The following is a 16,262-nucleotide window of genomic DNA, read 5'->3' as shown; positions in this document are numbered from 1 at the left end:
GCGAGAACGATTGTTTTGTGTGTCGAATCAGGAATGCGGCGTGATGAATCCCGACTCGTAGGCCACGATGACGGCCTGGGTCCGGTCCCGTGCGTCCAACTTGGACAGCACGCGGCCGACGTGCGTCTTGACCGTCTGCACGCCGAGGAACAGCTGGTCGGCGATCTCGGTGTTGGACAGCCCGTTGGCCATCAGCTTCAGCACCTCCGCCTCGCGGTCGGTCAGCCCGAAGTGCGCGCGCTCGGCGGGCGGTTGGGGCACGGCCCGCGCGGCGAGGCGCTGGATGCCCGCCGGGTAGAGCAGGTACTCCCCCGACACCACGGTCCGGATGGCGTGCACGATCTTCTCCGGCCGCGACCGCTTGAGCACGAAGCCGCTCGCCCCGGCCCGCAGCGCCTGGTAGACGTAGTCGTCGTTCTCGAAGGTGGTCACCACGATGACCTTCGGCGGATCCGCGGAGACCGACATCAGGTGTTCGGTGGCCCTGATCCCGTCGACCGAGGGCATCCTGATGTCCATCAGCACGACATCCGGGCGCAGCCGGGCCACCAGTCCGGGCACCTCGACGCCGTCGCCCGCCTCGCCGACCACCGAGAGGTCGGGCTGGGTGTCCACGATGGTGCGCAGACCCGCTCTGATCAACTCGTCGTCGTCGACGATCAGCACCTTCGTGCTCATGCCGTCCCGTCCCAGGACAACGACACAGCCACTCTCCATTCATCGCCCTCGCGGCCCGCGCTGAAGCGGCCGCCGAGGATGTCGACCCGCTCGGCCATCCCGCGCAGGCCCTGACCCCCGCCCGCGCGGGCCGCGCGTTCGGCGGCGCCCGGTCCGACCGGGTTGACCACGTCCAGCTCCACCCGCCGGTCGCTGACCGCCAGCCGCACCGCCACGGGAACCTCCCCGGCGTGCCGCAGGACGTTGGTCAGGCACTCCTGCACGATGCGGTAAGCCTGCCGGGACACCGTCGCGGGCAGCGCGGCGGGGTCGCCGCTCACCTCGGCGGCGACCTCGGCCCCCGCCAGGCGGGTCGTCTCCAGCAGGTCGGGGAGCTGCGTCAACGTCGCCTGCGGGTTGTGCTCGGCCGGTTCGTCGCGCAGCAGCCCCAGCACGTAGTCGAGGTCGTCCATCGCCGCCAGGCACGAGCCCTCGATGGCCCGCAGCGACTTCTCCAGCGCGGGCGCCTCACCCACCTGGGCGCTGAGGGACATGCGCGCCGCGCCCGCCTGCAGGTTGATGACGCTGAGCGCGTGCCCGACCGAGTCGTGCAGTTCCCTGGCCAGCCGGTTGCGCTGCTCCAGCCGCTCGGCCTTGCGCTCCAGCTGCGCCAGCCGCTCGGACATCGGCACCCCGAGCAGGACCACGGCCGCGCGGCGCAGCAGCCCGCCCGCCACCCGGACCATGACCACCAGCACCAGCAGCGCGGCCACCGGCACCAGCGCGATCCAGGCGCTGGCCCAGCCGAGCGGCACCCGGATCGGGTCGCCCGCCAGGCCGATGGCGCCGGTGAACGGCGCGGCGACACCGGAGACGATGACGACCGGCAGCATCAGGGTGCAGGCGCTGACCACCGCGCCCAGCGCCACGTGCAGCAGGAACATGGCGCTGGCGCGCAGGCGGGTCGGCCAGTGCCGGGTGGCGGTGTAGCTCGCCCCGGGCACCGGGTCGTCGAGCAGCGCCCGCACGGCGGCGCCCTCCAGCACCCGGATCGAGGGCAGGACCGTGGCCGCCACCGTGACCAGGAGGCCGAAAGCCAGCCCGATCAGCACCGTCGCGGCGGTGCTGCCGATGTCGGGGAAGACCGCGGGCACGACGATGAAGGTGAACAGGACCGAGGGGAAGGACAGGGCGCCGCCCAGCACCAGGTACACCCAGCGCTGGTAGGTCGTGCGGTCGAACACCCGCCCCCACATGCCCCTCATGACCTAGATCGTCGCAGATGGCCCCGAGGGCCGCGTCCCTCTGAGGTGGGAACGGGAGTGTCGAGGAGCTCCCGGCTTCCCTCCCCGGAGTGACCCGGTCGGACTACTTCGCCGCGATGGCGCGCCCCGGCACGGCCTGCGACGGGACCGGGTGCTCCGGGGCGGCCTTCGCGGGCGCGGAGACCTCCTTCATCCCGTCGAGCAGGGCGAGCACGGCCTTGACCGAGGGCAGGATCATCCGGCCCTCGGGGGTCAGCCGGGCGCCCAGGGTGTTGCGGATGAGGAGCTTGGCGCGCAGCGACTGCTCCAAGCACTTGATCTGGTAGCTGATGGCCGGTTGGGAGTAGCCGAGGTGCTTGGCCGCCATGTCCATCCGGCCGATCTCGGCGATTAAGGCGAATGCCCTCAGTTCACGCTCATGCATCATGACCCCCAGGTTGTGGTGCGGTTTCTCGTGTGGTGGAAGCGGTGGCCGCCATCGGCGTCATCGCGGGGACGACGGGTTCGGCGAGGTCAGGGTGGGCGTCCATCAGGCCGCGGCGGGCACGCCGCCCGCGATGCGTTCGAGGATGCCCACGGCGGTGGCGGTGCCGGACTCGGCGCGCACGCGGGCGCCGATCGCGGCGGAGGCCGCGCCGTAGGACGGCGTGGCGAGGACCCGGGTGATGGCCGCGCTCAGGCGGGCCGGGTCGAGGTCGCGCTGGCGGATCGGCTCGGGAGCGGCCCCGTGCCGGTGCAGCAGGTGGCTCCAGCCTGCCTGCTCGGGGTGGAACGGGCACGCGACCTGGGCGATGCCCGCCACCAGGGCGGCGCTGATGGTGCCGATGCCGCCCGCGTGCACGGCGGCCCGCACACGGGGGAACAGCCAGTCGTAGGGGGCCTGCTCGATCACGAGCAGATCGTCGCCGGGGTCTTCGACGCGGATGCCGCCCCATCCGGTGACGATGACCGCCCGCACCCCGGCGGCGCGGACCGCCTCGGCCACGACGCGGCCCGAGAGCGCGGCGTCCGGGCCGACCAGGCTGCCGAAGCCGACGGCGATGGGCGGCTCGCCCTCGGCGAGGAACCGGGCCAGCTCCGGCGGGGGCGTCCAGTCCGGGGAACCGGGCAGGAACCAGAACCCGGTGGTGTGCACGGTTTCCGGCCAGTCCGGCGCCGGGGGGACGAAATGCTCGCTGAAGGCGTGGAGCACGGGAACCGCGGACCCGTCGGGGCGTCTCAGCCGGTTGTGGTGTCCTCTTCTGGCGGGTAGGCCGAGGCGGTTGACCCGCCAGTCGTCCACCATCCTCTTCGCCTCACCGGAGATCGCGTCCCTGGTCGGCAGGTGGCTGAGCCGGTTGAGCAGCCGGGGCAGGCGCGCCCCCGGCTTGGCCGCGACGCTCGGGTAGTGCCACGAGGGCACGAAGTTGGGGTGCTGCACCGCCAGCACCGAGGGGACGTCGAGGCGCTCGGCGACGTGGTGGGCCTGGTCGATCCCGCTGTACTGGTGCACGACCAGGTCGGCCCCGTCGGCGGCGTCCGCGAGGTCGTCGAGCATGACCGGGTAGGCGCGGCGCACGATCTCGTTCTTGCGGGCCCGGACCCGGTCGACCTTCTCCTGCAGTTCCTTGTCGTTGCCCTTGGCCCGGTCGGCGCGCTGCTGGACCTCCCGCACCTCCGGGTCGTCCAGCAGCCGCAGGTACTCGTCGTCGCGCGGGGAGAAGGCGACCCCGTGCTCGGCGGCGAACGACTCGTAGGTCTTCGGCGCGCTCAGCACGGCGTCGTGGCCCGCGTGGACCAGCGCCCTCGCCAGCGCGAGGTAGGGCTGCACATCACCGCGACTTCCGTAGGCGTAAATCACCGTCTTCAATGTTGCTCCCTTCACCGCCACCACCCCCACGGGCACGGCGAAGCCACAGCCGTCACGAAAGGAAGCCCACCCCTCGGGCAATAAGCACATTCGCGAAGCCGCCCAATCGGGCCGCTATCCGGGTGACTTATAACATCCCCCAAGCTAGCGACGACCATCACGGAGGGCAAGGCGTCACCCCAGCGTGGACCCCACGATGCTACCCCCGAGTTACTCCGTTCGGGTCGAAATCGTAGTCCGTTCACGGAAAGATGAAGCTCGTTCGGGGACGAACCGGACGAACGGCCTCCCCGGGATCGTCGTGACCACAAACGGACTCGTTCGCCGATCACACCATCAAAAGTTCAATTCACCCGTCGGCGGGACCGCCCGCTCCGGTGTAATGGCGGACGCGTACGCCACTGGGGAGGACAGGCTCAATGACAATGCTCGACGCCGAAACCGCTGTGGACTTCTCCGATCCCGACCTCTACCGCGGCGGCGGCGCGGAACGGGCGTGGGCGCGGGCCCTGGCGCTCTCCCCGGTGCACCGGGTGCGCCGGCCCGCGGGGGACTTCTGGGCCGTGCTCGGCCACCAGGAGATCGTGGCCGTCCTCAAGGACTCCGCGGGCTACGGCTCCGAGCAGGGCATGCGCCTGGACCACGACCCCAGGGCCACCGCCATGTCCGCGGGCCGGATGCTGATCGTCACCGACCCGCCCCGGCACGGCGCGCTGCGCCGGATCATCAACTCCGCCTTCACCCCGCGCATGGTGCACCGGCTGGAGAACACCATGCGCGCCACCGTCGCCGACCTGCTCGACCGCGCGATCGGCGACGAACCGTGCGAGTTCACCGAGATCGCCTCGTGGCTGCCGGTGTCGGTCATCTGCGACATGCTCGGCGTGCCGCGCCAGGACTGGGCGTTCATGCTCGACCGCACCCGCACCGCCTTCGGCGCCGCCAGCGAGCCCGCCGACCCGCTCGCGGTGGCCGAGGCGCACGTGGACCTGCTGAGCTACTACGAGGAGCTGGCGGCCCGGCGCAGGCGCGAACCCGGCGACGACATCGTCACCGCGCTGGTCAAAGGCCGGGTCGACGGCGTCCCGCTGAGCGATGAGGAGATCTACCTCAACTGCGACGGCCTGATCTCCGGCGGCAACGAGACCACCCGGCACGCCACCGTCGGCGGGATGCTCGCCTTCATCGACCACCCCGAGCAGTGGGACCTGCTGCGACAGCGGCCGGAGCTGCTCGGCTCGGCCGTGCAGGAGATCCTGCGCCACAGCAGCCCCGCGCTGCACGTGCTGCGCACCGCGACCGCCGCGGGCGAACTGGCCGGGCAGCGGATCGAGCCAGGAGAGCAGGTCGCGCTGTTCCTGGCGGCGGGCAACCGCGACGAGCGGGTCTTCACCGACCCGGACTCCTTCGACATCACCAGGTTCGAGACCGCCACGGCGTCGGCCAAGCACCTCGCCTTCGCCCAGGGCGCGCACTTCTGCCTGGGCGCGGCGCTGGCGGGCAAGGAGCTGGAGGTCATGTTCAGCGCCCTGGTACAGCGTGTGGAGCGGGCCGAAGCGGTGGCCCCGCCGAAGCGGATGCGGTCGAACCTGATCTGGGGCTTCGAGTCGGCCCGGCTGCACCTGCCGCCGCGCCGCTGATCCGACCCCCGGTACCGAACCTCGCGGGCCGAACTCCCTCCCGGGAGGGACGAACGGGAGACCGGCGCGTGAGGCGTCGCGCCGCGGCGATGGAGATCCTGGACACATGGACCTGACGAGCACGGCGGCGATCGTGTCGGTCGGCGTCGTGGCCAGCGCGGCGGGGCTGACCGCGACCGCGCGCCTCCTGCTGGGGGCCGGGGTCGGGTTCGCCCGCACCGCCTTGGCCGCCATCGCGGCGATGATCGCCGTGCGCGCGGTCGCCACCGCGGGCGGCGACGACGGGGCCGCGATCACCGCGGCCCAGGTGGCGGGCTCGCTGGTGCTGACGATGGCGCTGCTCGCCTGCGCCGAACTGCTCGTGCCGAGCAGGCGGACCAGGGTCCGGGCGCGCGGCAGGCTGCGCAGGCTGCGCCGGTACGCCCAGATCGCGGGCATCGCGGCCCGGCGGGCCGTCGGCGCGCTGCTCACCCGGAAGGAAGCCGGGATCGGGGTTCGGGCGTCGCGCCGCGCCCGGCTGGCCCGGTCGCTGCGGCTGGCCCTGGAGGAGAGCGGGCCGACCTTCGTCAAGCTCGGGCAGGTGCCGTCGGTGCGCAACCGGCTGCTGCCCGCGGAGTTCATCGCCGAACTGGACCGCCTGCAGTACCGGGTGACGCCCGCGCCGTGGGCCACGGTGCAGCGGCTGCTGGCCGAGCAGCTGGGCGCTCCGCTCGCGGAGGTGTTCGCCGAGTTCGACCCGGAGCCGATGGCCGCGGCTTCCATCGCCCAGGTGCACCGGGCGCGGCTGCGCGACGGGACGGAGGTCGCCGTCAAGGTGCAGCGGCCCGGCATCCAGCCCACCATCGAGCGGGACCTGGAGATCATCGGCGAGCTGGCCGGTGTGCTGCAGTCGCGCACCAGGTTCGGCCACTCGCTGCGCCTGGTCGACATGGCCGCCGGGTTCGCCCAGGCCATGCACGACGAGCTGGACTTCCGGGTCGAGGCCCGCAACATGGCCGCCATCGGCGCCCGCGAGCGCGAGCTGCGCGTCCCGCGGGCGCACCCGGCGCTGTGCGCCCGGCGGGTGCTGGTGATGGAGCTGCTCGACGGCGTTCCGCTGGGCGCGGCCGACGCCGAGCTGGACCGGCGCGGGATCGACCGCACCGAGCTGGGCCGCACCCTGCTGCGCAGCGTCCTGCGGCAGATGCTGGTCGAGGGCGTCTTCCACGTCGACCCGCACCCCGGCAACATCCTGCTGCTGCGCGATAGCTCCCTCGCCATCGTGGACTTCGGCTGCGTCGGCAGGCTGGGAAGGTCGGCCCGCGCCGCGCTGGCCAGGGCGCTGCAGGCCGTCGAACGCCAGGACGCCGCCGCTCTGCGCGTGGCCATGCTGCGCTGCACCGCCGCCTCCCAGGACGTCGACGAAGCCCTGTTCGACCGCGAACTGGAGCAGTTCCTCGCCCACCACTGCGCGCCAGGCACCCGCTTCGGCGCGAGCGCCTTCGCCGAGCTGCTGCGCCTGGCCGTCCGCGTCGGCCTGCCCACCACCACCGAGCTGGGCGCGGTGTTCCGCGCGATGGCGACCCTGTGCGGAACCCTGGAGCAGCTGGACCCCGAGTTCGACATGATGGCCCAGGCGCGTGCGGCGGTCTGCCGCGACCTGCGGTGGCACCTGGGCATGGAGTCCGTCCGCGACCTGCTCGCCCTGGTGCCCGCCATGACCCGGGTGCCCGGCCAGGTCCTGCGCGCCATGACCGATCCGGCGCCACGACCCGCCCCACCGCCGGAACCCGCCACCCCGAAACGCCGGTTCGGCGGCCAGGCCGCCGCGGTCCTGCTCGCCGCCGCCACTGGCGGCGGCGCCCTGCTGCTCGACTACGGCGGCGGCCCCGCCACCGGCCCCCACCTGGTCATCATCACCAGCGTCGCCGTCCTGGCCACCTGTGCCTTCCTCGCCCTCCGCGCCCGGTTCCTGCCTGCCAGGGCGAAGCACTGACCAGCGAGTCAGCGACGGCTGCGCTGACGGCTGCTGAGGGTCTCCGCGACCCCGATCAGCAGCACCGACGCCACCACGGCGAGGATGAAGCCCAGGACGTTGAGTTCCATGATGTCCCCGGTGCCCAGCAGGTTGGCGATGGTGCCGCCGATCACCGAGCCCACCAGGCCCAGGAGCAGGGTGGCGACCAGGCCAAGGTTCTGCTTGCCGGGCTTGATGAGCCGGGCAAGCGCCCCAATGATGAGTCCGGCGACGATGAAGCCGATCACGGTGATCCCCTTACGGAACGGGTCGTGCGGATCGATCCGCGCGAGCACGGACCCTGTCGCCACCAAAGTACCCATTTCGGGCGTCACCCACGCGCCCTCCCTGCCGAGTCGGGCGTCAGCGCCCGCCGAGTGCGGTGATCACCCGCTCCACCATCTCCCGGTCACGCAGCAGCGCGACGGTGGGGCGCCCGTCGGCGAGCTTGCCCAAACCAGGCTCGTCCACGGCCGCGAATTTCATCGACCACTCGTGGAAGCGGGCGACCTCAAGCGGGGAACGGGTCAGCACGGTCACGTCCTCGTGCAGCTCGTCGCGCTCGATCCGGGCGAAGGTGCTCTCCACCGCTTCCCGCCGCCCTTCCAGCACCTGGATGAACGCCGCCCGGTCGCGGCCGAGCCTGACGTGCACGAGCAGCCCGGTCACCCCGTCGGCGGCGTTGCGCTCCTGGCAGCGGCCCAGCAGGACCTCCACCTCGTCGTCGTCCATCGGGACAGCGGCCACACTGGAGTAGATCAAGGTGTAGAGCACAACGGTCCTTCGTGGATCGGCGAGCCCCCGACAGCGGAGCCGCCGCGACCGCCCGCACCGACGACCCGTGCTCCCCCGTGCGGCAAGCAGTTCGACGCGGATCTTAGTCCCCGCCCACATGAACCGCACAGCGAAGTCCTCGAACAGTCAGGCTCCAGGCGGGAAGTCGCCTATGTCGTCCATCGCCTCGCCCAGGGTGGACACGAGGTCCGCGACCGGGTCGTCGAGCCGGGGGTCGCGGGCGGCGGAGATGAGTTCCACCACGTGGTCGGCGTCAGCGCTGCCGAACACCGCCACGATGGCGGGTCGGGTGCTCATCCAGCGAGCCAGGACGGCCGTAGGCGAGGCGCCGTGGCGCTCGGCCACCGATCGCAGGACATCGCGCCGGGCGGCGTTGGCGGCGGACTCGAAGATCGCCGCCCGGCGCCCGTCGAAGTAGCCGGACGACAGCCCGCTCCAAGCCAGGACCGGGAAGCCCGACCGCCGGGCGAGGTCGACCAGGGACGGGACGGCCGACCGGACACCGGGGTAGGGCGAGGGCGCGGCCACGGTGGCGAGGCCGAAGTAGTTGCTGACCCAGGAGACCGGTGGCCCACCGTTTCGGGCCAAGGCGTCCAAGAGCAGCTCAACCCGCTCAGAGCTCCAGTTCGACACCCCGACCGCCCGCGCGATCCCGGACTCCACCAGCTCGGTCAGCACCGCGGCGATGGCGTCGACGGGCTGTCCGGGGTCGTCGCGGTGCAGCAGGTAGGAGTCGACCGAGTCGACCCCGAGGTCATCGAGGCTGGCCCGCGCGTCATCGAACACCGCGGCCCGGCTCAGCCGAGGTCGCCACCGGGAGTCCGGATGCCCGCCTTTGACGAGCAGCACGACATCACCGCGCACACCGCGATCGGCCAGCCAGGAACCGACTACGGCCTCGGCCCGCCCGTAGACCCGGGCCGTGTCCAGGTAGCGCCCGCCCGCGGCGAAGTACGCGTCGAGCACGGCGTAGGCGTCCTCGTTCTCGACAGATCCGGTCCCCAGGACGAAAGGAACGTCCTGCCCGCTGCTCAAGCCCGTCACATGACTCCGATCGAAAGCGGGGAAGGCGAGGTGGGCGCCCGCCACTCCGGGTCAAGGCCCGTGGCGCGGCACGACGAGCGCGGCAACGCTCGCGGCGCCGGGGGCCAGATCGGCCCAGGCGGTGGCGACGGACAGCACAGCGATCGCCGAGGTCTTGAGCTGGCGGGGCGCCCCGGTCGCCAGCGACACGAAGTCCTCCAGCTCGGGATTGTGCCCGATCAGGGCCACCGCCCTGGCGGATCGAGGAAGTGTCCGGGCGAGATCCCACAGCGCTTCCTGGGAGTTGGAGTAGAGGCGCCGGTCGTAGGACACGTGGGGGGGTTCGGCCAGTTCGAGCGCCGCCCGCTCCCACGTCTGCCGCGCCCGCACCGCGGGCGAGCAGACAGCGAGGTCGAGGGTGCTCGCGTTCTGCTGGAGCCACCGCCCGGCCACGGCGGCGTCGCGCTCTCCTCGTTCGGCCAGTGGCCGCACACCGTCTTCGGCCAGTTCCGGTCGCGTCGATTTGGCGTGCCGGACAATGACGAGCCAGCGCGCTGAATCGTCCATAAAGGACCGCCTTGGGGAAAGGTTCAATTCCGGCCAGCAATCATCCCTATGTCTTCGACCGTAGCACCGCGACGGAGACGGCGCGGTTCGCCGGACGCGGGGAGACCGGTCTGAATCCAGAGCCGCGGATCAGGCCAGCTTCGCCCGTTGTCGCACGTGAGAGGCTTCGGATAGCCGTTCTCCGCAGCGCGCGCCACGCGCTGCGGGATGGTCGAGTTTCACCCGATCTTCCCATTCGACGGAAGTCGCGGGCCGATCAGGTGAACGCGTTCTCCGATCCATCGGTGTCGCAGTGGATGACGCCTTCTACTTGCCGCAACGCCATCTCATTGTCATGATGGTCGATGCGAGGATCTACTGGGGCTCCGAAACATCAACCGCGCTCAGCCGCGACGAGCAGTGTCCGATCCGTCCGGATCACGAATCCACCGCTACCACCAGGAGGCCGTGCGCATGTCGAAGGAGCAGTCGGATGACCGCGAACGGGAGTTCAAGTTCGCGACCGACAGGGACTTGGAGGACGTGCTCGACGTGTGCAGGCGCGAGGTGCGGCAGGGATGGCACCTCGTGCAGTTCCAGCCGCGGACCGTGCAGGACATCTACTTCGACACACCCGACCTCGCCCTCGCCAGAACGGGCTCCTGCCTCCGTTTCCGCAAGCGCCGGGTCAACAAGGGCTGGACGGCCAACTACAAGGACGGGGAAGTAGAGTCCGAAAAGGACTTCGTCGACCGCCGCGAGGTGATCACCCAGGTGTCCGTCGAGGAGGCGCAGCGCTTCGCTACCGGGGTGGTGCCCGGGCTGGCCTGGTCACTCGCGGTGGAGGCGCTCGGCGGCGGAGCCGACCTGCGGCTCGTGCCCATCGTGCAGATCGAGACGTCCCGCCGGGGTTGGTCGGTGCGGGCGGGCAGGCTGGACGACCGCCAGAACAACTACGTCGGCCTGGTCTGGGACCGCGGTCTGGCCAGCGCGTGCGACACCGATGGAGCCCTGTTCCTGTTGGCCAACGGCGGGGCGGACTGGACGGCACGCAGGCAAGCCGAGTTCGCCATCGACAACTACGAGCTTGAGTCCGATGGGCGCAGCGTGGACGACGAGGCGGGTTCGGTGGAGGCGGTGCGGCGCTTGGCGGCGGTGCTCACCGACGAACTCGGCGTCGAGGTGCTGCGGCGCAGCAAGTACCAGGCGGCGCTCGACGGGTTGCGCATCGGAGCGGGACGATAGCGGCCAAGCTCGATGTGGCGCTGAGCTTCGACCGCGGGTACTCCACGCCCGCGGCGGTCGTGGTGCGGTCACTGGCGAAGACCCTCGCGCGGGACACGGCGGTCACATTCTGGATCATGTGCCCAGGCCCGCGGGATCGGGTGCACGACCTCGTCACGGCCGCCTGCGCCGATGTCGCGGGGTGCGAGGTCGTCTTCCTGGAGGTCCCGGACTGGATCTTGGAACTGCCTGCGCAGCGCTACATCTCCAGTTCCGCGTACGGCAGGCTGGCCCTGCCCCACCTGGTTGACGAATCGGTCGAGCGGCTGCTCTACCTGGACGCGGACACCGTGGTCGTCGGCGACCTCACGCCGGTGGCGACGCTGGACCTGGGCGGCCGCCCGCTCGGCGCGGTCGTGGAACCCACCGATCCCTTCCACTGGTGCCGCAAGGGCCTCGACGGCGGACCGTGGGACTTCTCCTACGACACGCTGTACTTCAACTCCGGTGTCCTGGTCATGGAGCTCCCCGCGCTGCGGCGCCTGCGGTTCACCGAGGCCTGCGTGGCCTACGTCCAGCGATGGCGATCCGAGCGTCAGGACCAGGACGCCATCAACGCGGTCATGGCCGACAGGATCACCCCGATCCCGGTCGTATACAACGTGGAGACGTACTTCTTCCGCTCACCGTCGCGACGCGAGCGGTATGCGGAGATGTTGCGGCAGGCCAAGGTTCTGCACTGGGCGGGCAGCAAGAAGCCCTGGAACACCGCGGACATCTGGTGCGGGGAAGCGTGGCACGGAATCCGGGGTGAGCTGCCCGACCTGGGCCAAGACCGGTAAGCACGCGAGCGGCGCGGGGGTAGCGATGTTGGCGGTAGTCGGATCGGGGCTCAGCGGCGCGGCGGCGGCGCGACTGCTCCAGCTCCACGGTGTCGAGCACGTCCTGGTCGAACGCGGGCCGAACCTGGGGGTGCGACACGTCGGCTCCGACGAGCGCACCGCGCACCTGGAGAACCCGCGCGAAGACCCGTCCTTCCGCGCCTTCGACATCGGCGCGTCGTCGCCCTACGCCCCCACCGCCGGATACCGGTCGAGGGTCGGCGGTCGTGGGCTGTACTGGCGCGGGATCTGCCTGCGGATCGAGCCCGAAGCACTCGCGTCCTGGCCGGACGGTCCGCGGGAGGCACTGCTGTCAGAGCACTACGGAGCGGCCGAGGAGACCCTGGCCCGGTGGGTCGGCCGCCCGCTGGCCGCGGCCAGGTCGGCCACGGAGCAGCGCTTGGTGCAGACCCTTTCCGCGGCGGGCTACTCAGCCACCGCGACGCCGCGAGCGGTGCGCTTCTCCGACGGCGGGTGGTCGGCCTACTCCCCGATCGCCGAGCTGTCCGCCGCTCGGATCCGCCCGGACCGCCAGGTGACCTCGGTCGTGCGGAGACCGGGCCGCGGGTTCGTGCTGCGCGGCCCGGCGCACGAGCTGGTGGTCGACGGCGTCATCTTCGCCGCGGGTGTCTTCGAGAACGTCCGGCTGGTGGCCGGATTGACCGGCGCGGACCAGGCCGCGAAGATCGTCGACCACGTCGCATCGGGCTTCCTGGTGTTCGGCCCCGGCGGCGAGCACGACACCGTCGACGCTTCGGCGTACGCGGGCTTCCACAGGTCGGCGGGGTCGAACCTGTTCGTGGAGTCCGGCGCCGTCGACGGTGGGACGATGATCGACGCGTGGGCGATGGGCGAGCAGCCCCCGGACGCGGCCAGCGTGCTCAGCGGCGGGGCCGTGGCGCTCGACGCGCGGGCCCGCCACCGGCTCGACGACGTCGAAGCGCGGCAGCGACGCCTGCTCGACGACGCGGCGGCGCGGCTGGGCTTCTCCGCACCGCGGTGGGCCGGTCTCGACTTCGACGCCGCATCGCGGCGGGCTCGGCGCGAACCAGGCGTCGCGATCGGCTACCGCGCCGGGATCGGTGAGCTCGACCACGAGAGCTGCGGCCTGCCGGTGGGCGGGGAGCTGGTGGACGACGACGGCAGGCTTCGCGCGGCGCCCGACGCCTATGTGGTCGGGCCCTGCCTGTTCCCGCGCGCGGGGGCGGCCAATCCGACCCTGACCACACTCGCGCTGACCCATCACGTCATCGGCGCGGTGCTCGCGGACCAGCTGTGACCGGGCGCGGCTCGCGCTGCGAGGAGGCTGTCAAGCAAGTCCACCACACGTCGCGACGCCGTGCCGTCGCCGAACGGGCTCGGCAGCGACCGCAGTTCGGCGCGACGCCGCTTGGCATCGGCCAGCCACCGGCGCGCCACCGGCGCCAGTTCCGCCGCTGTGGGCACCCGCACCCCGAACGTGCCCTCGCTCTCCGGGCGCTCGGTGCTGCGCCGCACCACAACGAACGGGCACCGCAGCACCGTGGCTTCCTCTTGCAGACCGCCGGAGTCGGTCAGCAGCAACGCGCACTCCTTGGCCATGGCCAGCATCTCCCGGTACTCAAGAGGGTTCGTCACGCGCAGCGGGCCGAGCAGCGGGGTGAGCCCGTGCTGCTCCACCCGGGCCGCCGTCCTTGGGTGCAGGGGCAGCACCACGGGCGCGGGCAGGCTGCCCAGCGCGGTCAGGACGCCCCTAAGCGCCGTGGGGTCATCGACGTTCTCCGGTCGGTGCAAGGTGGCCAGGACGTAGTCGCCGGGCACCACTCCCCTCGCACGGACCAGGTCGTGGCGCTCGGGCCGCGGCGGCAGCATCGACAGCACCGCCTCCACGACCGTGTTGCCGGTCACCGCTATACGCGCCGGGTCGATGCCCTCGCGCACCAGGTTCTGCCGGTTGAGCGGTGTCGGCGCGCAGCACAGGTCGGCCAAGTGGTCGATGACCACCCTGTTGTGTTCTTCGGGCATCCGGCGGTCGAAACTGCGCAGTCCCGCCTCGACGTGGACCAGTGGCAGGTCGTTGGCGTTGGCCGCCAGTGCCCCGGCCACCGCGGAGGTCGTGTCCCCTTGGACGATGACCGACCAGGGCCGGGTCGTGGTGAACACCCGGTCCAGTGCCGCCACGGCCCTGCCGAGTTGCGCTCCGCGCCGGTCGTCGACGATTCCCAGGTGCTCCCACTGGGCATCGCGCAGACCGAGCGTGCGGTGCACTTCCCCCGACAGGGACCGGTGATGGTGCTGACTGGTGTGCACCACCACCGCGCCTGGCCCCAAGAGTTTGATCACACCAGCGAGTTTGATCGACTCCGGCCGGGTGCCCAGCACGATGGCCACTCGCCGGTGGTCGCCGCCAACTGTAATAGCCACTGTGGACATATCCATTCCTCATGGCGGCCTTTGCCGCGCCCCAGATCGGTGCCCCAGACGGTGTTCGATCCCCGTCGACCGAGACCCCGATTGGCCATTGCGATCCGGTTGCCGGTCGCCAATCGCCTGTGTATAAAGGTAACAGGTGACGAGCGATAGCGCCGGAACACCAACTCTCCGGGACAGGCATGGAAACCATGAGCGTAACCGGGCACAGAGAAAACGTCGACGTCGCAGTGGTCGGCAATGGACTAATTGGACTCTCGACAGCGGCGCACCTCATTCGTGCGGGTATGTCGGTTTCCGTCGCGCAGGGCGGCGAAACGGGGCGGGCATCCCTCGCGGCGGCCGGAATGCTCACACCGGCCTGCGAGTACGACGAATGGATGCCTCTCGCTTTCCTGCACCTGCTGCAAACGGGTCTCGACTATTACCCAGAGTTCCTGCGTTCGGCCGACAGGGGGAACGAGGAGGTCGGTTTCCGGCAGTGTGACTTCACGCTGCTCGATCTCCACGAGCGCGACGAGTCGCTCAAGGAGCGAATGGGGTGGATGCCGGGACTCGGCTTCGACTGCGTGTGGCTGGACGCGCACGAGGTGATCCCCCTCGAACCGCATCTCTCCCCCGCCGCGTTCCGCGGCGGCATCCGGATTCGCGACCAGGCGGTGGTAGACCCCATCGCCCTCTGGGAGCTCCTCTCGGCCGAGGTCGGGTTCGGCGCGCGGACCATCCACAGTGGAGGCGTCGTCGGGATCGATGAGCGCGGTGAACGGCTGGTCGTGGCCACCGGTGACGGCGGGCGGATCGCGGCGGACCGCGTCGTGCTGGCCGCCGGTTCCTGGTCCGCCCAGGTGGCGGCGCTCATCGGGCTCGACCTCCCGGTCGTGCCGGTGAAGGGGCAGATGGTCCAGTTGGCGGGCCCACCGGGCATGGTCAACAGCGTCGTCTTCATGCCGAGCGGGGGGTGCGGCTCGATCGTGGAGCGCCGACCCGGCAGCTACGTCGTCGGGACCAGCGAGGAGTACCTGGCGCCGACCCCGGACAACACCGCCGGGGTCATCGGCGCCATCCTCTCCCGGCTCACGGCGGTGAGCCCAGCCGCGAGCGACTGGGTGATCGAGCGGACGTGGTCGGGGTTCCGGCCGATGACCTCCGACGAGCTGCCGATCATCGGCCAGACCGCCGACGCGCGGGTCGTCGCCGCCACCGGTCACCACCGCAACGGCGTCCTGCTCGCACCGCTGACCGGAAAGCTGGTCCTCGACCTGCTGCGCGACGCGCCACCTGCCCGCGGGCTGGACCTGCACCTGTACCGCTACGGCCGCCCGCTGCGGCCACCGACCCGATTCGCCTCGAAGTACTGAGGAGGTGCCGTGGCGACCCAGACGCGGATCCCGATCCAGCTCACCACCCCCCTGGCGGACGACGAGACGACCCTGAGGCGCTGGAGCGCGGCGCACCTGCGCGACTGCGAGAACTGGCTGGTGCGGCGCGGCCTGCTGGCCGGCGGCGTCCTGGGGCAGGTCCCGCCCGCGGTGCTGCACGCCGCGCGCACGGCCGACCCGTCCTCGTCGCGGGCGTCCCTCATCGCCGAACTGGCGCTCATGCGCTCACGACACGACCCCGAGGCGGCCGCAGCGCCCTCCGACGGCCGACCGCCGCGCACGGCCCTGGCCGAGCGGCTCTCCACCGATCTGGGCCGCTACGCCCCCTCGATGCACGCGGGAGCCGTCAGGCACCTGGTGCTGACGGTGGTCGAAGGAACGCTCACGCCCCTGTACCTCACCACGCACTACCAGCTGTTCCTGCCGGACTGGTTGGTCGACCACGTGCCCGAGCCCTTGTTCGCGCCGAACGACCTGTTCCCCCGACCACCCACGGCGACGCTGTCCTGGCTGTTCTTCCAGAGCCTGCCGCTGGTTCTCGACCACCGCCAGGTGCCCACCACCGCGGCATACCTCGGCATCCGCGAGTCGGACTGAG

At 71.4% G+C, this 16,262-nt stretch carries 16 protein-coding genes; 7 read left to right on the top strand and 9 right to left on the bottom strand.

What is annotated here, in order from left to right; translation table 11 throughout:
* Positions 1-27: 27 nt before the first annotated feature.
* From ACFPM7_RS06280 to ACFPM7_RS06265, 4 genes are all read right to left on the bottom strand, one after another.
* Entirely contained in the window at positions 28-678 is a 651-nt protein-coding gene (locus ACFPM7_RS06280) for a response regulator transcription factor (RefSeq protein WP_378244782.1), read from the bottom strand.
* On the bottom strand, positions 675-1,922 hold the full coding sequence (locus ACFPM7_RS06275) for a sensor histidine kinase (RefSeq protein WP_378244780.1): 1,248 nt from the start codon (positions 1,920-1,922) through the stop codon (positions 675-677). The genes ACFPM7_RS06280 and ACFPM7_RS06275 overlap by 4 nt, the downstream gene beginning before the upstream one ends.
* 103 nt (positions 1,923-2,025) lie before the next feature.
* Positions 2,026-2,349: a LysR family transcriptional regulator gene (locus ACFPM7_RS06270; RefSeq protein WP_378244778.1), complete on the bottom strand. Its 324-nt coding sequence runs from the start codon at positions 2,347-2,349 to the stop codon at positions 2,026-2,028.
* Positions 2,350-2,451: 102 nt separating this feature from the next.
* Positions 2,452-3,762, bottom strand: a complete 1,311-nt coding sequence (locus ACFPM7_RS06265; protein WP_378245031.1) for a glycosyltransferase — start codon at positions 3,760-3,762, stop codon at positions 2,452-2,454.
* A 428-nt stretch (positions 3,763-4,190) separates the two neighbouring features.
* Between ACFPM7_RS06265 and ACFPM7_RS06260 the strand changes: the two genes are divergently transcribed.
* The gene (locus ACFPM7_RS06260) at positions 4,191-5,411 is read left to right on the top strand and encodes a cytochrome P450 (protein WP_378244776.1); all 1,221 of its coding nucleotides are present in this window, start codon (positions 4,191-4,193) and stop codon (positions 5,409-5,411) included.
* A gap of 106 nt (positions 5,412-5,517) precedes the next feature.
* Entirely contained in the window at positions 5,518-7,386 is a 1,869-nt protein-coding gene (locus ACFPM7_RS06255; protein ID WP_378244774.1) for an ABC1 kinase family protein, read from the top strand.
* A gap of 8 nt (positions 7,387-7,394) precedes the next feature.
* On the opposite strand, the gene ACFPM7_RS06250 is transcribed toward ACFPM7_RS06255, so the two are convergent.
* The 4 genes from ACFPM7_RS06250 to ACFPM7_RS06235 form a co-directional block, all read right to left on the bottom strand.
* Positions 7,395-7,742, bottom strand: a complete 348-nt coding sequence (locus tag ACFPM7_RS06250; RefSeq protein WP_378244772.1) for a GlsB/YeaQ/YmgE family stress response membrane protein — start codon at positions 7,740-7,742, stop codon at positions 7,395-7,397.
* 28 nt (positions 7,743-7,770) lie between these two features.
* Positions 7,771-8,181 carry a BLUF domain-containing protein gene (locus ACFPM7_RS06245; RefSeq protein ID WP_378244770.1) on the bottom strand — a complete coding sequence of 137 codons (411 nt, stop codon included), beginning with the start codon at positions 8,179-8,181 and terminating at the stop codon, positions 7,771-7,773.
* Between the two features lie 147 nt (positions 8,182-8,328).
* Positions 8,329-9,237 carry an aldo/keto reductase gene (locus tag ACFPM7_RS06240; RefSeq protein WP_378244768.1) on the bottom strand — a complete coding sequence of 303 codons (909 nt, stop codon included), beginning with the start codon at positions 9,235-9,237 and terminating at the stop codon, positions 8,329-8,331.
* 60 nt (positions 9,238-9,297) lie between these two features.
* Positions 9,298-9,792, bottom strand: coding sequence for a SixA phosphatase family protein (locus ACFPM7_RS06235; RefSeq protein WP_378244766.1), 495 nt, complete (start codon positions 9,790-9,792; stop codon positions 9,298-9,300).
* Positions 9,793-10,245: 453 nt separating this feature from the next.
* Between ACFPM7_RS06235 and ACFPM7_RS06230 the strand changes: the two genes are divergently transcribed.
* From ACFPM7_RS06230 to ACFPM7_RS06220, 3 genes are read left to right on the top strand one after another with little or no spacing between them, the layout of a single operon-like run.
* Complete coding sequence (locus ACFPM7_RS06230) at positions 10,246-11,016, top strand: CYTH domain-containing protein (RefSeq protein WP_378244764.1); 771 nt, start codon at positions 10,246-10,248, stop codon at positions 11,014-11,016.
* A 14-nt stretch (positions 11,017-11,030) separates the two neighbouring features.
* Complete coding sequence (locus ACFPM7_RS06225) at positions 11,031-11,837, top strand: glycosyltransferase family 8 protein (protein ID WP_378244762.1); 807 nt, start codon at positions 11,031-11,033, stop codon at positions 11,835-11,837.
* A 25-nt stretch (positions 11,838-11,862) separates the two neighbouring features.
* Positions 11,863-13,155 (top strand): NAD(P)-binding protein, encoded by a 1,293-nt coding sequence (locus ACFPM7_RS06220; RefSeq protein ID WP_378244760.1) that lies wholly within the window; start codon positions 11,863-11,865, stop codon positions 13,153-13,155.
* Here the strand turns inward: ACFPM7_RS06220 and wecB are convergent.
* Complete coding sequence (gene wecB, locus ACFPM7_RS06215; protein ID WP_378244758.1) at positions 13,119-14,288, bottom strand: non-hydrolyzing UDP-N-acetylglucosamine 2-epimerase; 1,170 nt, start codon at positions 14,286-14,288, stop codon at positions 13,119-13,121. The two genes, ACFPM7_RS06220 and wecB, sit on opposite strands and share 37 nt — an antisense overlap.
* A gap of 179 nt (positions 14,289-14,467) precedes the next feature.
* On the opposite strand from wecB, the gene ACFPM7_RS06210 reads away from it, so the two are divergent.
* Both ACFPM7_RS06210 and ACFPM7_RS06205 read left to right on the top strand, forming a co-directional pair.
* A complete protein-coding gene (locus tag ACFPM7_RS06210; protein ID WP_378244756.1) occupies positions 14,468-15,643 on the top strand; it encodes an NAD(P)/FAD-dependent oxidoreductase in 1,176 nt (391 codons plus the stop codon).
* A 9-nt stretch (positions 15,644-15,652) separates the two neighbouring features.
* Positions 15,653-16,261 carry a hypothetical protein gene (locus ACFPM7_RS06205; RefSeq protein ID WP_378244754.1) on the top strand — a complete coding sequence of 203 codons (609 nt, stop codon included), beginning with the start codon at positions 15,653-15,655 and terminating at the stop codon, positions 16,259-16,261.
* The last annotated feature ends 1 nt before the right edge of the window (position 16,262 follow it).

This window comes from Actinokineospora guangxiensis (genome assembly GCF_042657845.1).
In the GTDB taxonomy this organism is placed as follows: Bacteria; Actinomycetota; Actinomycetes; order Mycobacteriales; family Pseudonocardiaceae; genus Actinokineospora; species Actinokineospora guangxiensis.
The sequence above is the reverse complement of the archived record's forward strand: the minus strand, read 5'-3'. Positions and strand labels throughout refer to the sequence as shown.